Below are 15,950 nucleotides of genomic sequence, written 5' to 3'. Positions count from 1 at the left end.
CATGGCGGGCACCCATGAGGCCAACACCATGGCCATGCTGGCCCGCGACCAAGCCGAAGCCGCCAAATGGGGCGGCTAATCAGTCGGCCGGTAACCGAGCTCAGTCGGTCCGTGGGATAAATGGGCAACGGGCCTAACGCCGTCGAACTGACCGTCGATCAGGCGTGGTTCATCGCCGACATCAGCGGCGCGGGAAGTCTGCCGTGGGTATTGGCGATCACCACGCCCTACACCGACGCCGGGGAGCGAGGCGCGTTCCTCGCTCGGCAGACTGCCGAATTGACCCGGATGGGTCTGATGTCCGACGACGGCACGATCAACCCTGCGGTTGCCGACTGGGTGGCGGTGGTGTGCTTTCCGGACCGATGGCTGGATCTGCGCTACGTAGGACCCGACCAATCCGGCGGAGCAAGCGACCTCCTGCGCGGTATCGTCGCGCGGCGCGGCGACAAAACTGTTGTCGCGCTGCGCAATGCGCAGCTGGTCACCTTCACATCGATGGACATCAACGATGCGCGGGCCCTTGTGCCGGTGCTGGGCGTTGGGCTGGCGCACCGGCAGCCGGCGCGGTTCGACGAGTTCAGCATGCCCGCCCGGGTTGGCGCTCGGGCCGACGAGCGGCTGCGTGCCGGGGCGCCGCTCGCCGAAGTGCTTGATTTCCTTGGGATTCCAGAATCGGCCCGACCGGTGGTGGAGTCGGTGTTCACCGGTCCGCGCAGCTACGTCGAGATCGTCGCCGGGTGCCGCCACGACGGACAGCACGCCACCACCGAAGTCGGGATGAGCATCGTCGACACCACCGCGGGGCGGGTGCTGGTCAGCCCGTCCCGCGCATTCGACGGTGAATGGGTCTCGACATTCAGCCCCGGCACACCGTTTTCGATCGCCGTCGCGATCGACCAACTGACCGCGACGCTGCCCGACGGTCAGTGGTTCCCCGGACAGCGACTGTCCCGAGACTTTCAGACCCAATCCAGCTGACGAGACCTACCAGAACAGCACAACCGCTGTTCTATGAAGAGAAAGAGAAGCAATGTTCCCCCAACGTCTGAGGATCCGCTGATGTCCAGCGCCGTGATGCCGATCGTCCGGGTCGCCATCCTCGCCGACAGCCGGTTGACGGAAATGGCCTTGCCCGCCGAGCTGCCGCTGCGCGAGATCCTGCCCGCGGTCCAACGACTGGTGGTTCCCAGTGCCGGTAGCGACGGCGCCGAGGCAGCTGACACCGTCGAAGACACCGGTCCGGTAACGCCCGCCCGGCTTAGCCTTGCGCCGATCGGTGGTGCACCGTTCAGCCTGGATGCCAGCCTGGACACCGTCGGCGTCGTCGACGGTGACCTGCTCGCGCTGCAGCCGGTGCCGGCCGGACCAGCTGCCCCCGGCATCGTCGAGGACATCGCCGACGCCGCGGTGATCTTTTCGGCATCCCGATTGAAGCCGTGGGGGATCAGCCACATCCAGCGCGGTGCGCTGGCCGCGGTGCTCGGCTTAGTGGTCGCTGCAACGGGTTTGGCAGTCACACACCGGCTGGTCACCGGCGCAGCAGCAGGGTTGATCGCCGTCGCCGTGATTGCCGTGCTCACTGCGCTGGCCGGCCTGGCGATCCGGGCACCGCGCGTGGCCACCGCCGTGTCGATTGCCGCGCTGGTGCCGATCGCCGGGGCCTTGATCCTGGCGGTGCCCGGCGACTTCGGACCCGCGCAGCTGATGCTGGGCGCCGCCGGCGTCGCAGCATGGTCACTGCTCAGCATCGTCGTTCCACGCCGCGACCACGGCCGCGCCACCGGATTCTTCACCGCCACCGCCGTTCTCGGTGTCGGCGTGTTGCTGGCCGCGCTGGCGGAAATCCTTTGGCAGCTACCCGTGCTCAGCATCGGTTGCGGTCTGATCGTGCTGGCACTGCTGGTGACCATCGAAGCCGCACAACTGTCGGCGCTGTGGGCACGGTTCCCGTTGCCGGTGATCCCCGCCCCCGGAGACCCCACTCCGTCCGCGCCATCGTTGCGGGTGTTGCAGGATCTGCCGCGGCGGGTGCGGATCAGCGACGCGCATCAAACCGGGTTCATCGCCGCCGCCGTGCTGCTCAGCGTCCTCGGTTCGGTGGCCATCGCGCTACGACCCGAAACATTGGCCGGTTGGGGCTGGTATGTGGTCGCGGCAACCGCGGCGGCCGCGGCCCTTCGGGCCCGGGTGTGGGATTCCGCCGCCTGCAAGGCGTGGCTGCTGGCTCAGCCATATCTAGTGTCGGTGGTGCTGCTGGTGCTCTACACCGCTACCGGACGGTATCTCGCCGCGCTGTGCGCGATCTCGGTGCTGGCGGCGCTGGTATTGGCCTGGGTGGTGGTTGCACTGAACCCGCCGATTGCCTCACCGGATAGCTACTCACTGCCGCTGCGCCGACTGCTGGGCTTCGTCGCCTCCGGCATCGACGCCTCACTGATTCCTGTGATGGCCTACCTAGTCGGGATCTTCAGCTGGGTACTCAATCGATGATCCGTGCCGGTTTCTCCTGTCTCGCAGCGGTCTTGGCCGCCGGGGTGTGGGTCTGCCCGTCGGCGGTGGCGATCAGCCCGCCGACGGTCGATCCCGGCGCCGAGCCGCCGAGCGGTGCACCGGGGCCGGTGCAGCCGATGGAACAGCGCGGCGAATGCAGCGTCTCGGGCATCATCCCCGGCAGCGATCTCGGCGTGGCCAGCCCGAACCAACTCGCGATGAATCTTCCTGAGGCATGGCGGATTTCCCGCGGTGACGGCCAGTTGGTGGCTGTCCTGGACACCGGCGTGCAGCCGGGCCCGAGGCTGGCCAGCGTCGAACCCGGCGGCGACTACATCGAGGCGACCGACGGCCTCACCGACTGCGACGGGCATGGAACCCTGGTCGCCGGGATCGTCGCCGGCCAACCCGGCGACGACGGCTTCGCCGGAGTCGCTCCCGGCGCCCGGTTGTTGTCATTGCGCACCGCCTCGGTGAAGTTTTCGCCTCGAATGCCCGGCGGCGACCCGACATTGGCGCGGGCGTCTTTCGACGTGACGGCACTCGGGCGGGCGATCGTGCACGCAGCTGACCTGGGTGCTCGGGTGATCACGATCTCTTCGATCACCTGCCTACCCGCCGACCGCGGCGTCGACCAGTCGGCGCTCGGTGCGGCGATCCGGTACGCCGCGGTCGACAAGGACGCCGTCATCGTCGCGGCCGCCGGCGACAGCGGCTCGACCGGTTCGATGGCCGGTGGATCCGCGTGCGAATCCAACCCGCTGACCGACATGAGCCGTCCCGACGACGCCCGAAACTGGGCGGGTGTCAGCTCGGTGTCCATCCCGTCGTGGTGGCAGCCGTATGTGCTTTCGGTGGGCTCGCTGTCACCGGAGGGCCAGCCGTCCAAGTTCACCATGGCCGGTCCGTGGGTAGGGATCGCCGCCCCCGGACAGAACATCGTGTCGGTGAGCAACCGCGACGACGGTGGCCTGGCCAACGGACTGCCCAATGATCGCCAGCAACTGCTGGCGCTGCACGGCACCGGCTATGCGGCCGGTTATGTGTCCGGAGTGGCTGCGCTGGTGCGCAGTAAGTATCCGGAGCTGACGGCCGACCAGGTGGTGCACCGGATCACCGCGACCGCACACAACGGCGCCCGCGCGCCGTCCAACGTCGTCGGCGCCGGCACCCTCGACCCGGTGGCAGCCCTGACCTGGGAGCTGCCCGCTACCGTCGAGCATGATGCGGCGCCGGTGAAACAACTGGCGGCGCCCCCCGAACCTGCCCCGAAGGACCGCACGCCGCAGATCGTCGCGTTCGCCGGATCAGCCGCTCTCATCCTGGTTGTCGTGGTCGTCGCCGCGATCGCCGCGCGCCGACGAAAGGAATCCACCTCGTGAGGCAATCAGCTGTTGGATCGCTACCGACTGGACGGATCGTGCTGGTCGTATTGGCCATAATGTCTGCGGCCATGGCCTATCCGTGGCAGTCGCCACGCGAGCGCTGGGTGCTCGGCATTGCCGTCGCGGTGGTGATCGCCCTATTGGCTTGGTGGCGCGGTTTGTTCGCGACGACAATGCTGCGCCGCCGGGTGGCGGTGTTGCGCCGCAACCGCGGTTGGGGCCGTGGCCGCGGATCGGCTACCGACGTGCGGGCTACCGCGCTGCTGCGCATCGCCGCGTCGGACACCGACCCCGATCTGCTGCCGTTGCCACTGATCGCCCGATACCTGGATTGCTACGGCATCCGGGCCGACGCGGTCCGTGTCACCAGCCGCGACACCGCATCCGATAGCGCAGCGCCGCAGCGGGACACCTGGATCGGGCTGACCTTGTCGGCCGCCGACAATCTTTCGGCGCTGCAGGCCCGCTCGTCGAAGATCCCGTTGCACGAGACGGCGGAGGTGGCCGTGCGCCGACTCGCCGACCATCTCCGCGAGGCCGGTTGGGCGGCGAGCACCGTGGACCCCGATGACGTTCCGGAGTTGTTCGCTCGGCCGGCTCGTGAAACCTGGCGCGGAATCCGGGTCGGTCCTACCGAATACGTTGCCGCATATCGGGTCAAGGCCGATGCGGAGTTGCCCGACACGCTCGCGGTGATCCGGTCGTATCCAGCGCGTGAAACGTGGACCGCGCTGGAGATCGCCGGTGGTCCGGGCGGTCGCACGCTGGCGGTGGCATGCGCGTTCCGCACCGATGGCCGGCCGGGGCGGGCAGGACCGTTGGCGGGGCTGACTCCGCAAGCCGGTAACCAGCGTCCTGCGCTTGCGGCGCTGCACCCGTCGTCTGTGCAGCGACTCGACGGCCACACCGAGCTGTCCCCCGACCTACTCGCGCGGTTGCGCTGGCCGAGCGCCGCCCAACGGCAGTCGAAGGCGCGCCACGCCGCGGTCAGCTGAACATGAACCCCTGCAGGAACTGCGTCATCCGACGCAGGTAGTCGAGTTGGCTGATATGCATGAGGTGGCTGCCGGGAAACCAATGCAGTGCGCAGTGATCCCAGTGCTGCCATAGCATTTCGGCCTGGCCCGGGGGTGCGAACCGATCGCCGAGGCCGGTGATGATCAGCCGGCGGTCTTTTGCCACCAGCGGTCGGTAGCTCAACGGCGAATGGTAGGACAGTGCGGCGGCCAACTCGTCGCGGCTGATGTCACTCATCCGCATCCCCAGCGCCACCAGCAGGCTGGCGGGAAACCAGTCATCGAACGCTGCGATCGGGGTGACCACCGGGCAGTTGGGGATGACGGCTTCAAGTCGGTCGTCGACCGAGGCGATTAACGCCGAGGTGTAGCCGCCCAACGATATCCCGGTGAGCGCGATCCGTTCGACACCGGTGGATCGCAGATAATCCAGCAGCGAACGGAAGTCGTGGACGGCTTGGGCGGTTGCTTCGGCAAATCCGGTCAGCCCGCGGGCAAAGTAGCCGTATCCGCTGAACGGTGAATACTTTTCGGCCCGTCGTCCGTGAAACGGCAAGGTGTAAAGCACAACGTCATAGCCGGACTTGTAGTACCAGGGCAGCGAAAAGAACCGGCCGTTCAGCAGATAGGACGAACCGAGAAAACCGTGAATCACACACAGCGTCGGACGCGGACCATCGTCATGTCGCCAATGCTGGGCTCGGACAACGTTGTTGCGGTGCAAGGTCCGCCACTGCTGCCGCATCGCCGGGTTGACGGCTTCGAAACTACTGGCGAACGCGATGTTTTCGACGTGGCCGTGCGCGAGCCACTCCGCCAGCGGACTGGCGGGCCGCGAGGACACGCGAGGCGACGCCGTCGGCGCCGGAAACGACCTCGTCGGATCAGGCTCGGCGGCGAGTTCGGCGTAAAAGCCCAGATTGTCCCGCTCGCGGTGAGATTCGCTGCGGCGCACCGCAGTACCAAGGACCGGCGGTAGCATCGCGGCACCGAGCATGGTGGCGACCGCGGTACGCAGCCCGACATCGCTGACCGCGGACGCCTCGACGATCATCCGTTGCCGCGGCGGCAGCGCCGACCGATCAGGCAGCCCGTCGGCGCTCGTATCTGCGCCGGGTACGTCGGGAACGGGAATCGGCGGGTCGACGGGGGTGGCGTCGGACGTCATTGTCGGTTGGCCTCTCCGGTATCGGGCGGCGAGAACAGTGTAGCCGCGTTCTGATAGAACACCTGGGGTAACCGGCCCGACGCGTGCGGCCTCGTCTTCGTCGGCCATCGTCCACCCTCGATTCGTCACCAGTAATAGGTTGTCTATATCAGTCGGCTCGCGGACTGCTGATCGGAGGACGTATGTGGGATCCAGATGTCTACCTGGCGTTCGCCGATCAGCGTGCCCGCCCGTTCTACGATCTGCTGTCTCGGGTGGGCGCCGAGCAGCCGCGACGGGTGGTCGATCTGGGCTGCGGCCCGGGCAACCTCACCGTGCAGTTGGCACGGCGCTGGCCCGATGCGGCGATCGAGGCGCTGGACAGCTCGCCGGAGATGGTCGCCGCCGCCCGCGAACGCGGTGTCGACGCCACCGTCGGCGACCTGAGGACCTGGGCACCGCGGCCCGACACCGACGTGGTGCTGTCCAACGCCGCTGTGCACTGGGTGCCTGAGCACGCCGAGCTGATGGTGCGGTGGGCCGGTGAGCTGCCCGCGGGGGCGTGGATCGGAGTTCAGGTGCCGGGTGCCTTCGACACACCCTCGCATGCGGCGGTGCGGGCGGTGGCCCGTCGCGAATCCTTCGCAAAGGCACTGAGCGACATACCGTTTCGGGTGGGCGGTGTGGTCGACACCCCGGCGCATTATGCCGAGCAGCTGATCGACGCCGGATGCACCGTCGACGCCTGGGAAACGACCTACCTGCACCAACTGCGTGGCGAGCATCCGGTGCTGGACTGGATCAGCGGCACCGTGCTGCTGGCGGTGCGCGAACGGCTCAACGACGCCGACTGGCAGCAGTTCCGCTCCGAGCTCATCCCGCTGCTCGCCGATGCCTATCCGACCCGGCCCGACGGGACGACGTTCTTCCCGTTCCGGCGGATCTTCGTCGTCGCGCAAGTCGGCGCGTCGTGAGTGTGAATCGTTGGCGTTCAGTGTGAACGTATGGCGGGTTTGTCGCCTTCAGGCCGCCCTGATTTCACACTCAACGCGAAGGATTCACAGTCAATGCGGCAGGCCGAGCTGCTCGGCTTCTGTCCGATAGCGGTCCACCCACTCGTCGGAGCGCTGATCGGCCTGGCGTTCCAATGCCGGCGCGGGCGCCAGCCGAGGATCCTGCCCAACTGCCTCCAGCACGGTCGCGACGATGTTGGTCAGGTTGCGCCACAGCACCGGGTAGGCGACGTCGATCGGATCGATGTTCTCCTCGGCAAACCAACTGCGCCAGCCGTTCTCCTGATCCCGCAGCGTGGTGACGATGTGGGCGATCGCGCCCGCGTGGTACACGGCCTGCGAATCGCGTTCCGGATCGGGCCGGCCTCGCCACACCCTGGTCTGCACCGCCCGCCAGAACGACACCGCCTGCGAGACCACATCGGGCCGGTAGACGTGCACGTAGACCGGTTCGCTGCCGATCACGTCACGGATCGCGGCCCGCAGACTCACCCCGGAGCGGTCCGGCAGCCCCGACGCCCACTGCGCAAGCAGCGGCGTCTGGTTCCACATCAGCTTGCCGCCCCACACGCCGTTGGGGGTGCGGCCCGAGCTGCGGATGTGCTCCCGCCAGGCCACCGGCGTCGCGGTGTCCGGTGTCCCGGGATCCAGCGGGTCGAGCAGTCGCAGGATTGACTCGTCCTCTACGTCGGCGAACCATTCCCGCGGCTGGGGCGCCATGCCGGTGGTGGGCAAGTACTGAAAGAACTCCTGCGGCTCGCCGGCGCACCCGGTCGCGCGCAGCGATTCCACCAGCAGCGTGCTGCCGCTGCGTTGCGAGGCGAGCACCAGATACGACGTCGGGGTGGGCATCAGATTAGCGCCTGACTTCGTCCTCGATGCCGCGATCGACGGCGATCGCCGACCGGCTGGTCGGCACCTTGGGGGCGTGGATCTGCAGATAAGTTTCGGTATAGCGAGCCGCGATGCGGCTGCCGGCGAAATCCGACGGTATGACGTCGCCGGTCTGTACGCGCCACTCGTTGAGTAGCTCAGCCAGATTCCCGGCGATCGCGTCGGCCTGGCCGGTGTCGTCGCCGGCCAACAGGTTATTGGTCTCGGTGGGATCAGCGCGCAGGTCGTACAGCTCGCGTTCGGGACGCGGTCCGGTGACCAATGGCCCGACGGCGTGACCCGACGGGCTTTCCTCGATGTCCCAGGGCAGATCCAGCAGCGGGCGCGGCGCGTAGTTCTCGATGTAGCTGTATTCCTTGGTGCGGATGGCCCGGATCGGGTCGAACGAGTCGTGATACGTCTTGGCGGTGAAGACGTGCTCGCGCACCGGGGTATCGGTGTTGGCCGCAAGCAGCGCCTCGGCATGGGAGATGCCCTCGACGCCGGCCGGCTGGTCGACACCGAGCACGTCGAGCAGCGTCGGCACCAGGTCCACACCGCTGAATAGTTCGTCGTAGACCTTGGGGCTGGCGGTCATTCGGGTGGGCGGTCGGATGATCATCGCGATGCCGGTACCGGCCTCGTACAACGTGGATTTCTCGCGGGGGAATGCCGCTCCGTGATCGGTGAAGAACACCACCCACGTCGTGGCGTCGAGCCCGGTGTCGGCCAACGTGTCCAGCAACCGGCCGACGGCGGCGTCGGCGGCGGCGATCGACCCGTAGAAGTCGGCCAGATCCTCGCGGACCTCGCGGGTGTCGGGCAAGTAGCCCGGCAGCGCGACAGCGGCCGCGTCGGCCGGCTGGTAACGGTCCCGCGGATAGGGCCGGTGCGTCTCGAAGAATCCCGCCGTCAACAAAAACGGCCGTTTGGAGTCGTAGGCGTGCAACCACTGCTGGGCGCGCTCGACCACATACTCGCAGTAGGAATTCGACACGTCGAATTCGTCGAAGCCCAGCTGCGACGGATACGACGTCTCGTGCTGCATCCCGAAAAGCGCCGAATGCCAACCTGCCTCAGACAAAATCCGCGGCAGCGTACGCACGTCCGAGCGGTATTCCCAGCCGTGATGAGCCAGCCCGACCAGCCCGTTGCTCTGCGGGTAGCGCCCGGTGAACAGCGACCCGCGTGACGGCGAGCACAGCGGCGCGGTGGCATGCGCTCGGGTGAACAGGATGCCCTCGCCGGCCAACTGGTCCAGTCGCGGGCTCGACACATCGGCGTGGCCGTAGATGCCGAGGTAGCGTCCCAAGTCGTGCCAGTGCACGATCAAGACGTTGTCGGGTTGTTGCTCTGTTTCCTCGCTGTCGCTGATCGCCGTCACCTTCCCAGGTCGTCTGATTCACTCGGAGACGTTATCGGCACCGGTGTGCCCCAGGTGTTCTCCGCCACGAAATCGGCCAACGGCCGCGCATATGCCCAGTGGTCCAATTCCAGTGAGGGGCGATCCGGAAAGTCGGGCACCGGGCCGAGGCACAGTATTGCCACCGGCTCCGCGTCGGCGGGCATGGCCAGCAGAGCCGCCAGCCGTCGCGGATCGAACAGCGACACCCAGCCCATGCCCAGGCCTTCGGAACGTGCTGCCAGCCAAAGGTTTTGGATTGCGCACGAGACCGACGCCAAATCCATCTGCGGCAGCGTGCGCCGGCCGAAGACGTGGTCGTCCCTGCCGTCGCCCAGCGCCACGACCAGCAATTCCGCGCAGTCCAGGATGCCTTCGACCTTCAATGCGAGAAATTCCTGAGCTCGCCGGCCCAATGCTTGAGCAGTGAGCAGGCGCTCGTCGTCGACCAGCGCGTGGATCTGCCGTCGCAGTGAGTCATCGGTGATACGGATGAAACGCCAGGGCTGCATCAGTCCGACACTGGGCGCCGTGTGCGCGGCCTGCAGCAAGCGGGCCAGCACATCTTCGGGAACAGCGCTGCCCGGCACAAACCGGCGCATGTCTCGTCGCTCGGCGATCACGCGGTAGACGGCTTGCCGTTCCTCCGGACTGAACGCGTGATCGTTCACACGGCCATCGTAGGAACCCGGTGAGCACACCCGATGAGGCGCTCCGCAACTACGGCCGGTAGGTCACGCCCACCGCGCGGAAAACGTATTCCGGCGGCATGTCGAAGGACAGCGACCGGCGCGGCAACCCGGTGAGCACGTCGCCGGGGATCGCCGCCTTGTAATGCAGCGAGAGGTGACCGTTGAACGTGGGATCGACGCGGGGAAGGTCCAGCTCGACCTGCACACCGGTCGACCCGATCTGGGCCGTGGCGGCACCGGTTTGCGGCGCGTCCCAGCGGGCGTCCACGGTGGGACCAGCAAGCTTGGGCAGCGACGACAAGGTGGCCAGCACTCGCTCCGAGGTCAGCGCCAGCGAGCCCACGTAACTGGCGACACTGTGCGCCGAGCGCAGGCCGGGGATGGCGCCGCTGAACCGCCGGGTGACCGCGACGTAGTCGGCGAGGTAGATGACGCCCTCCGCTTCGACCTCCGCGCGCAGATCGGCCGGCAACTTGCCGATGCCGAACAGTCTGCGGACAAAGACCGACATGAGCCCAGTATGACGGCGGCCCGTGGTATCGGTGTAGCCGTGGTATCGGTCCGGCCGTCGGCTGCCGCAGTGGCCGCCGTGGGGGTGTACGCGCTGATGTGGCTGGGGCATCAGCAGGCGTGGGGGTGGCTGGATTCCCCCGATGCGGCGTCGCTGAGCACGCTGTACGACGTCGGGGTCCAACACCCGGAGTGGGTGCGGTTTTGGCAGGTGCTGTGCACCGTGTTGGGCCCGGCGGTGTTTCGGGTGCTGGCCGCGGTCGCCGCGGTGATCGCATTGGTCAGGCGCAGCCTGCGGACGGCGGCTTTTCTGTTCGTCACTGTCGAGCTCAGCGGATTGCTCATCCAGGCGGCCAAGGGGCTGGCTGATCGGCCGCGACCGGCGACGGCGCTGGTCACCGAATCGTCGTCGTCCTTTCCGTCCGGCCATGCCCTCGGCGTGCTGGTCGGCGTGTTGGCATTGCTGACCGTGGTGTGGCCGATGCTGAGCCGGCCGCTGGCGGTCGCCGCCGGCGCGGCCGGGGCAGTGGTGGTGCTGGCGGTCGGGTTCGGCCGGGTCGCGCTGAACGTGCACCACCTGTCCGACGTGCTGGCCGGCTGGGCGCTGGGCTACCTGTACTTCCTGGCCTGCGCCTGGCTGCTGCGGCGCTAGCCCGCATCATCGGAGGCTGCGTCCGCAACGACGACCCGCCGGGTGGTAACCGGCTTGCCCGCCAGTCGTTTTGTCACCTCCGGCGCGGCCGCGGTGATTCGGCCCTGCACCGGGGCGCCGTTGCGCACCGACGGGACGACGACGCGCTTGGCGTCGACTTTGGGATCGCTGGCCGATCTGCTCGTTGCAGGCACGGCGCCCGGCGGCACCATCGGCATCGCCCCCATCCCGGCCCGCGGCGCAGCCGCCGTTTCCGGGGCGCCCGGTCTCGTCGGCATGGTCGGTGACGACGCGGGTGTCGTCGCCGCGGACGGCGCCGGCGGGGGTCCGAGCACCGCCGCCGGTGTGGTGCCCTCGAAGCCACCGCCGCCACTGCCGTCGGTGCCGGTGCCGCCACTGCCGTCGAAGAATCCGTCCGCGTCACCGCCCAGCGTCTCGTCGGGCAACACGTCGGTGTCTGCCTCTTGCAGCCCGCCCATGCCCAGTTGCAGCGCCTGCTGGCCGGCTTGAGCCGCCTGCTGCGAGGCCTGACTCAGCGGCTGCAACGCCCCGCCGAGAGCACCGGCGACGGCTGCCGCGACACCCGATGCCAGCTGCGTCAGCCCCCTGAGTTGTGCGGCCGAATCTTCTTCGTTGGCAGGGAACTTCGCCTCCGCGTCCGCGGCTTTGAGGGCGCGTTCGGCTTGTCCGGTTTGAGCTTCGGCGTTGTCGGCCGGGACACCGATGTTGGCCGCGGCACCCAACGTTGCCAGCAGATTGTCGACGATCGAGCCGGGGCGCGGAACTTCGGTCGCCATGATCGGCGGCGGCGGTATGTTCGCCGCAGCCGCGGCGGCATAATCCGCCGGTACCGCCTGCAACTCGCCGCTCATCGCGTCGCGTCAAACGCCTTGTCTTCGTAGACTATTGCGGCGGCCTGCGCTCGGGCGCTGGCCAGGTTGGGGTGAGCGAACATCCGCCCGGTGTCGATGCCGTGTTCTGCGGCGAACTGACGAGCCGACTTGCCGATGCCCTCGGCGTCGAGGACCCGTTGGACGGCGCTGAGTATGCCCTCGCCACACGCCGCGGCTTTGGCGTTGGCGCGGGCCTGGCAAGCCAGCACGACTTCGCCGATGTTGTCCAGCTTTGTCGCGGCGGATCCGTCGCCGCGCTGAACCTGCGCGATTTGGGTCTCGCCGTCTTCGGCGATGCTGGTGAGCGCCGACCGCAGCTCGCTGAGCGCATCGCGAACCGAGGTGAACGCCGCTAGTTTGGCCGCGTTCTTCTCGGCGACAGTGCCGGCGTGGGACTCGCCCCGCTGGAACGCATCGCGGACATCGTCGGCGGTCACTCCGGCCTGCCCGGCCAGTGGCCCAAAGCGGGCCTGCCGCAACTGATCCTGCAGCGCTTGGTAGGCGGTTGCGGTATTACCGAAATCTGTCGACGCCTTGCCGACCGTGGCAAGGTTGGAACCCGACGGCCACACATGGCCGACCAGCACGTGGGAATACCGTCCCGGCGGATAGTCCGGCATCGGCCGATGGTAGGACCGCGCAGCAGTATTCGCTATTCAGTGTTCCCACCCGGGCCGCCCAGTCGCAGCTGAAACCGAACCAGGCTGGTGGCGACGGTGCCGAGCACCACCAGCATGACCATGTCGAGCGTCCAGTAGTGCGACGAATGTGACCAGAGCCGGTCGGCGGGGGAGAGCGGTTCGACAGCGCGCAGGTCGACGGTCGACGCGGACGCCGCGAAACCCCATCGCGCCGGCAATAGCCACGAGAGCTGGTCGAGGCCGATGCGGCCGGTCACCTGGATCAAACCGCCGGCCAACACCATCGACGCCATGATCGTCACCACCAGCATCGGCAATATCTGCTCGCTGGAACGGGCCAGCGAGGACAGGGCCAACCCGACCATCGCGGAGACGATCGCGGTGATCGCCAGCGTCACATACAGTTCCGCGGCAGCCGCAACGGCGCCGTGGCCCAACACGACTGCTCCGCGGGTCGGCAGCCCTTTGCCGGCGATCACAATCGCGATGACGATGGCCGTCTGGATCAGTGCCGCGATGCTGAAGACCGCTACTTTGGCCGTCAGATACGCCGTCGCCGAAAGACCCACGGCGCGTTCGCGGCGAAAGATCAAGCGTTCACCGACCAAATCGCGGATCGTCAGCGCCGTGCCCATGAACACCGCGGCGAGGTTCAGCAGAATCAGGATCGAGTTGGGCTCGTCGGAGGCTGCCCCGCGCGGGTCGGCATAACCGAACCCAGAGTCGCCGGGAACGGCCAGCGACAGCGCACCCAGCACGAACGGCAGCAGCGCCAGGAACGCGAAGTAGCCCCGATCGGCGGCGACGAGCCGGGTTTGGCGGCGCGCCAGCGTGAATACCTGATGCCAGCGCCTGGTGCGTGGCGCCGCGGCCAGCGGTTCGGCGCCCGCCGTCGGTGACCGAGCCGGGGCCGGCGGATGCCGCAACAGAAATGCCTGATGAGCGCCGTCCGGATCCATGCTGACCTGAGCGAAGATGTCGGCCCACTGCGTGGTGCCCATCGTCGGCCCGACTGCGGCGGGCGGTCCGGCGAACGCCGTCTTGCCGCCGGGAGCCAGCAGCAGAATCTGATCGCACACGTCGACGTAGGTCAGCGAATGCGTAACGACGATTACCACCCGGCCCGCGTCGGCCAGCCGGCGCAGCATCGTCATCACCTGGCGGTCCAGCGCCGGGTCCAGCCCTGAGGTCGGTTCGTCGAGGATGAGCAGCGACGGGCCGGTCAACAATTCCATGGCCACCGACGCGCGCTTGCGCTGACCGCCGGAAAGCTTGTCTACCCGGGTTTTTCGGTGTGCAGTCAGCTCCAGCTCGTCGAGAACGCGATCGATCACCTGGCGGCGGTCATCGGCCGAGGTGTCGGGCGGTAGCCGCAATTCGGCGGCATACCCCAAGGCCTGGTCGACGGTCAGTTGCCGGTGCACGACGTCGTCCTGCGGCACCAGCCCTATCCGGGAGCGCATCGACGCGTACTCGGCGTGCACGTCGTGTCCGTCGAACGTGACGACACCGCCGGTGGGCGGGGTCGTACCGCCGATCAGCTTGACCAGCGTAGATTTTCCGGCTCCCGACGGCCCGATCACTGCGGTGAGGGTGCCGGGCTTGGCGGTGAGTGACACGTCGGTCAGCAGCCGGTGACCGTCGATGGTCAGCGCCAGCCGGTGCGCGGCCAGCCCGCTGTGGTGTGCCGGCGCGGTTCGCGGCACCAGGCTCTGGCCGCGCGCCATCAGGTCGGTGTTTCCGACGGTGACGATGTCGCCGTCGTGCAGCAATGCCCGGGTGACCGACGCGCCGTTGACGAAAGTGCCATTGCTGCTGTTGTTGTCGCGGATCTCGACACCAGCCGGGGTGGCGACCAGCACCGCATGTATGTGGGACACCAACGGGTCGTCGACGACGACACCATTGGTTTCGGCGCGGCCGACCGTCACTGCGCCGTGCGGCAGGGCCGCCGGCCGCGGCGGCAGCAGCAGCCGCATCGTACGTTCCATGAACGCCGGCTCACCCGGTCGTGTCTGGGGCCGGTTAAGCCGTGGCGGCACGCTGAATGTCAGCTGTGGTCCCCGTGAGCTGCCGAGTCTGATGCTCTGGCCGTCGTGGATGGCGAGCTTCGGGACGCGGGCACCGTCGACGTAAACACCGTTCTGGCTTTTGTCGACGACCATCCACCGGGTGTCGGCGAACCGCAGGATGGCATGCGTGCGCGAGATCAGCCGGCGGTTGGCGGAGTCGCTGTCATGCAGGGTGATGTCGCAATCGCGGTCACGGCCGACGACGACGTCGCAACCGGCCGGAAAGGTGTACTGCGCTGTCCCGAGGGACACCGTCAACGGTGGTTCGCTGACCTTGTTCAGCACGGCGATTGGCGTTGTGTTTTGTTCATCAAATGTCATCGGCGCTCTCAGTTAGCCGTGAGGGTATTTGGGTAACAAGCGATTTCGTCGTCGTCGACAAAGCACACCGGCGCCGATCATATCTGCGCTGGCTGCGATCGTCAGGATGAGAGCATTGGTTTGCAGCCGCGTAGTGACCGGATTGAAGCTAAACCTTTACTTGACCCCGAGTTCCGGTGAAGTTGATCATGAAATGGTGCGCCGACTGCTGGGTTTGCTTTGCGCTGCCATGGCTGCGGCCACGCTGGCACTGGCAGGTGCGCCGCTGAGCGCCGCGGTCGTCACACCGTGGTTTGCGCAGTCCGTCGGCAATGCCAGTCAAGTGGTTTCCGTTGTCGGAGTGGGCGGTTCGACCGCCAAGATGGATGTTTACCAGCGCGGAGCCACCGGCTGGCAGCCGATCGGCGTCGGGATCCCAACCCACATCGGGTCGGCGGGCCTGGCGCCCAAGGCTAAGAGTGGCTATCCCGCCACGCCAATGGGGATCTATTCGCTGGACTCCGCTTTCGGCACTGCGCCGAACCCCGGCGGCGGACTGCCGTATACCCAAGTCGGGCCGGATCATTGGTGGAACGGCGATGACAAGAGCCCGACGTTCAACACCATGCAGGTGTGTAAGAAAGCTCAGTGTCCTTTCGACACGTCGGCGAGCGAGAACCTGCCGATCCCGCAGTACAAGCATGCGGTGGTGATGGGCGTCAACAAGGCGCGCATTCCCGGTGACGGCGCCGCGTTCTTCTTCCATACCACCGACGGCGGCCCGACTGCGGGATGCGTGGCCATCGAGGACGACACGCTGGTGCAGATCATCCGCTGGCTGCGTCCTGGCGCGCTGATCGC

General features: G+C 67.5%; 15 protein-coding genes and 1 pseudogene. 8 read left to right on the top strand and 8 right to left on the bottom strand.

What is annotated here, in order from left to right; translation table 11 throughout:
* The 5 genes and pseudogenes from A5707_RS14920 to eccE all read left to right on the top strand — a co-directional run.
* Positions 1-79 (top strand): annotated as a pseudogene (locus A5707_RS14920) (WXG100 family type VII secretion target); the annotation flags it as partial.
* A 41-nt stretch (positions 80-120) separates the two neighbouring features.
* A complete protein-coding gene (locus A5707_RS14915) occupies positions 121-981 on the top strand; it encodes an ESX secretion-associated protein EspG (RefSeq protein WP_065015237.1) in 861 nt (286 codons plus the stop codon).
* Between the two features lie 81 nt (positions 982-1,062).
* The gene (gene eccD, locus A5707_RS14910) at positions 1,063-2,493 is read left to right on the top strand and encodes a type VII secretion integral membrane protein EccD (RefSeq protein ID WP_156657967.1); all 1,431 of its coding nucleotides are present in this window, start codon (positions 1,063-1,065) and stop codon (positions 2,491-2,493) included.
* Positions 2,490-3,875, top strand: a complete 1,386-nt coding sequence (mycP, locus tag A5707_RS14905; protein WP_065015236.1) for a type VII secretion-associated serine protease mycosin — start codon at positions 2,490-2,492, stop codon at positions 3,873-3,875. The genes eccD and mycP overlap by 4 nt, the downstream gene beginning before the upstream one ends.
* On the top strand, positions 3,872-4,873 hold the full coding sequence (gene eccE, locus A5707_RS14900) for a type VII secretion protein EccE (RefSeq protein WP_065015235.1): 1,002 nt from the start codon (positions 3,872-3,874) through the stop codon (positions 4,871-4,873). The genes mycP and eccE overlap by 4 nt, the downstream gene beginning before the upstream one ends.
* On the opposite strand, the gene A5707_RS14895 is transcribed toward eccE, so the two are convergent.
* Entirely contained in the window at positions 4,866-6,062 is a 1,197-nt protein-coding gene (locus A5707_RS14895) for an alpha/beta hydrolase family protein (RefSeq protein ID WP_065015234.1), read from the bottom strand. The two genes, eccE and A5707_RS14895, sit on opposite strands and share 8 nt — an antisense overlap.
* A gap of 182 nt (positions 6,063-6,244) precedes the next feature.
* Here A5707_RS14895 and A5707_RS14890 point away from each other — a divergent pair, with 182 nt between their 5' ends.
* Entirely contained in the window at positions 6,245-7,015 is a 771-nt protein-coding gene (locus tag A5707_RS14890; RefSeq protein WP_065015233.1) for a trans-aconitate 2-methyltransferase, read from the top strand.
* 90 nt (positions 7,016-7,105) lie between these two features.
* On the opposite strand, the gene stf0 is transcribed toward A5707_RS14890, so the two are convergent.
* Genes stf0 through A5707_RS14870 form a run of 4 tightly spaced genes read right to left on the bottom strand, consistent with a single transcriptional unit; the run spans position 7,106 to position 10,532 of the window.
* The gene (gene stf0, locus A5707_RS14885) at positions 7,106-7,906 is read right to left on the bottom strand and encodes a trehalose 2-sulfotransferase (RefSeq protein ID WP_065015232.1); all 801 of its coding nucleotides are present in this window, start codon (positions 7,904-7,906) and stop codon (positions 7,106-7,108) included.
* A gap of 4 nt (positions 7,907-7,910) precedes the next feature.
* Positions 7,911-9,302: a sulfatase gene (locus A5707_RS14880; protein WP_232000729.1), complete on the bottom strand. Its 1,392-nt coding sequence runs from the start codon at positions 9,300-9,302 to the stop codon at positions 7,911-7,913.
* A 5-nt stretch (positions 9,303-9,307) separates the two neighbouring features.
* Positions 9,308-10,000 carry a 5,6-dimethylbenzimidazole synthase gene (gene bluB, locus A5707_RS14875; protein ID WP_065015230.1) on the bottom strand — a complete coding sequence of 231 codons (693 nt, stop codon included), beginning with the start codon at positions 9,998-10,000 and terminating at the stop codon, positions 9,308-9,310.
* 49 nt (positions 10,001-10,049) lie between these two features.
* Positions 10,050-10,532: a hypothetical protein gene (locus A5707_RS14870; protein WP_065015229.1), complete on the bottom strand. Its 483-nt coding sequence runs from the start codon at positions 10,530-10,532 to the stop codon at positions 10,050-10,052.
* Between the two features lie 9 nt (positions 10,533-10,541).
* Here A5707_RS14870 and A5707_RS14865 point away from each other — a divergent pair, with 9 nt between their 5' ends.
* Positions 10,542-11,183 (top strand): phosphatase PAP2 family protein, encoded by a 642-nt coding sequence (locus A5707_RS14865; RefSeq protein WP_065015228.1) that lies wholly within the window; start codon positions 10,542-10,544, stop codon positions 11,181-11,183.
* Here A5707_RS14865 and A5707_RS14860 read toward each other — a convergent pair.
* Genes A5707_RS14860 through A5707_RS14850 form a run of 3 tightly spaced genes read right to left on the bottom strand, consistent with a single transcriptional unit; the run spans position 11,180 to position 15,071 of the window.
* Complete coding sequence (locus A5707_RS14860) at positions 11,180-12,055, bottom strand: hypothetical protein (RefSeq protein ID WP_232000727.1); 876 nt, start codon at positions 12,053-12,055, stop codon at positions 11,180-11,182. The two genes, A5707_RS14865 and A5707_RS14860, sit on opposite strands and share 4 nt — an antisense overlap.
* On the bottom strand, positions 12,052-12,696 hold the full coding sequence (locus tag A5707_RS14855) for a hypothetical protein (protein WP_065015227.1): 645 nt from the start codon (positions 12,694-12,696) through the stop codon (positions 12,052-12,054). The genes A5707_RS14860 and A5707_RS14855 overlap by 4 nt, the downstream gene beginning before the upstream one ends.
* A 32-nt stretch (positions 12,697-12,728) precedes the next feature.
* A complete protein-coding gene (locus A5707_RS14850; RefSeq protein WP_065015239.1) occupies positions 12,729-15,071 on the bottom strand; it encodes an ATP-binding cassette domain-containing protein in 2,343 nt (780 codons plus the stop codon).
* Between the two features lie 235 nt (positions 15,072-15,306).
* Between A5707_RS14850 and A5707_RS14845 the strand changes: the two genes are divergently transcribed.
* The coding region (locus tag A5707_RS14845; protein WP_065015238.1) for a L,D-transpeptidase family protein at positions 15,307-15,950 on the top strand (644 nt) is incomplete at its 3' end.

Origin of the sequence: Mycobacterium kyorinense (assembly GCF_001672775.1) — a bacterium.
In the GTDB taxonomy this organism is placed as follows: domain Bacteria; phylum Actinomycetota; class Actinomycetes; order Mycobacteriales; family Mycobacteriaceae; genus Mycobacterium; species Mycobacterium kyorinense_A.
This window is presented reverse-complemented; position numbering and strand designations above follow the sequence as displayed.

Excerpts from the sequence above, each read along its gene's own strand:
- A5707_RS14855 (WP_065015227.1), bottom strand. The coding sequence starts at position 12,696 with ATGCCGGACTATCCGCCGGGACGGTATTCCCACGTGCTGGTCGGCCAT.
- A5707_RS14915 (WP_065015237.1), top strand. The coding sequence starts at position 121 with ATGGGCAACGGGCCTAACGCCGTCGAACTGACCGTCGATCAGGCGTGG.
- stf0 (WP_065015232.1), bottom strand. The coding sequence starts at position 7,906 with ATGCCCACCCCGACGTCGTATCTGGTGCTCGCCTCGCAACGCAGCGGC.
- A5707_RS14895 (WP_065015234.1), bottom strand. The coding sequence starts at position 6,062 with ATGACGTCCGACGCCACCCCCGTCGACCCGCCGATTCCCGTTCCCGAC.
- mycP (WP_065015236.1), top strand. The coding sequence starts at position 2,490 with ATGATCCGTGCCGGTTTCTCCTGTCTCGCAGCGGTCTTGGCCGCCGGG.
- A5707_RS14860 (WP_232000727.1), bottom strand. The coding sequence starts at position 12,055 with ATGAGCGGCGAGTTGCAGGCGGTACCGGCGGATTATGCCGCCGCGGCT.
- A5707_RS14865 (WP_065015228.1), top strand. The coding sequence starts at position 10,542 with ATGACGGCGGCCCGTGGTATCGGTGTAGCCGTGGTATCGGTCCGGCCG.
- eccD (WP_156657967.1), top strand. The coding sequence starts at position 1,063 with ATGTCCAGCGCCGTGATGCCGATCGTCCGGGTCGCCATCCTCGCCGAC.
- A5707_RS14870 (WP_065015229.1), bottom strand. The coding sequence starts at position 10,532 with ATGTCGGTCTTTGTCCGCAGACTGTTCGGCATCGGCAAGTTGCCGGCC.
- A5707_RS14890 (WP_065015233.1), top strand. The coding sequence starts at position 6,245 with ATGTGGGATCCAGATGTCTACCTGGCGTTCGCCGATCAGCGTGCCCGC.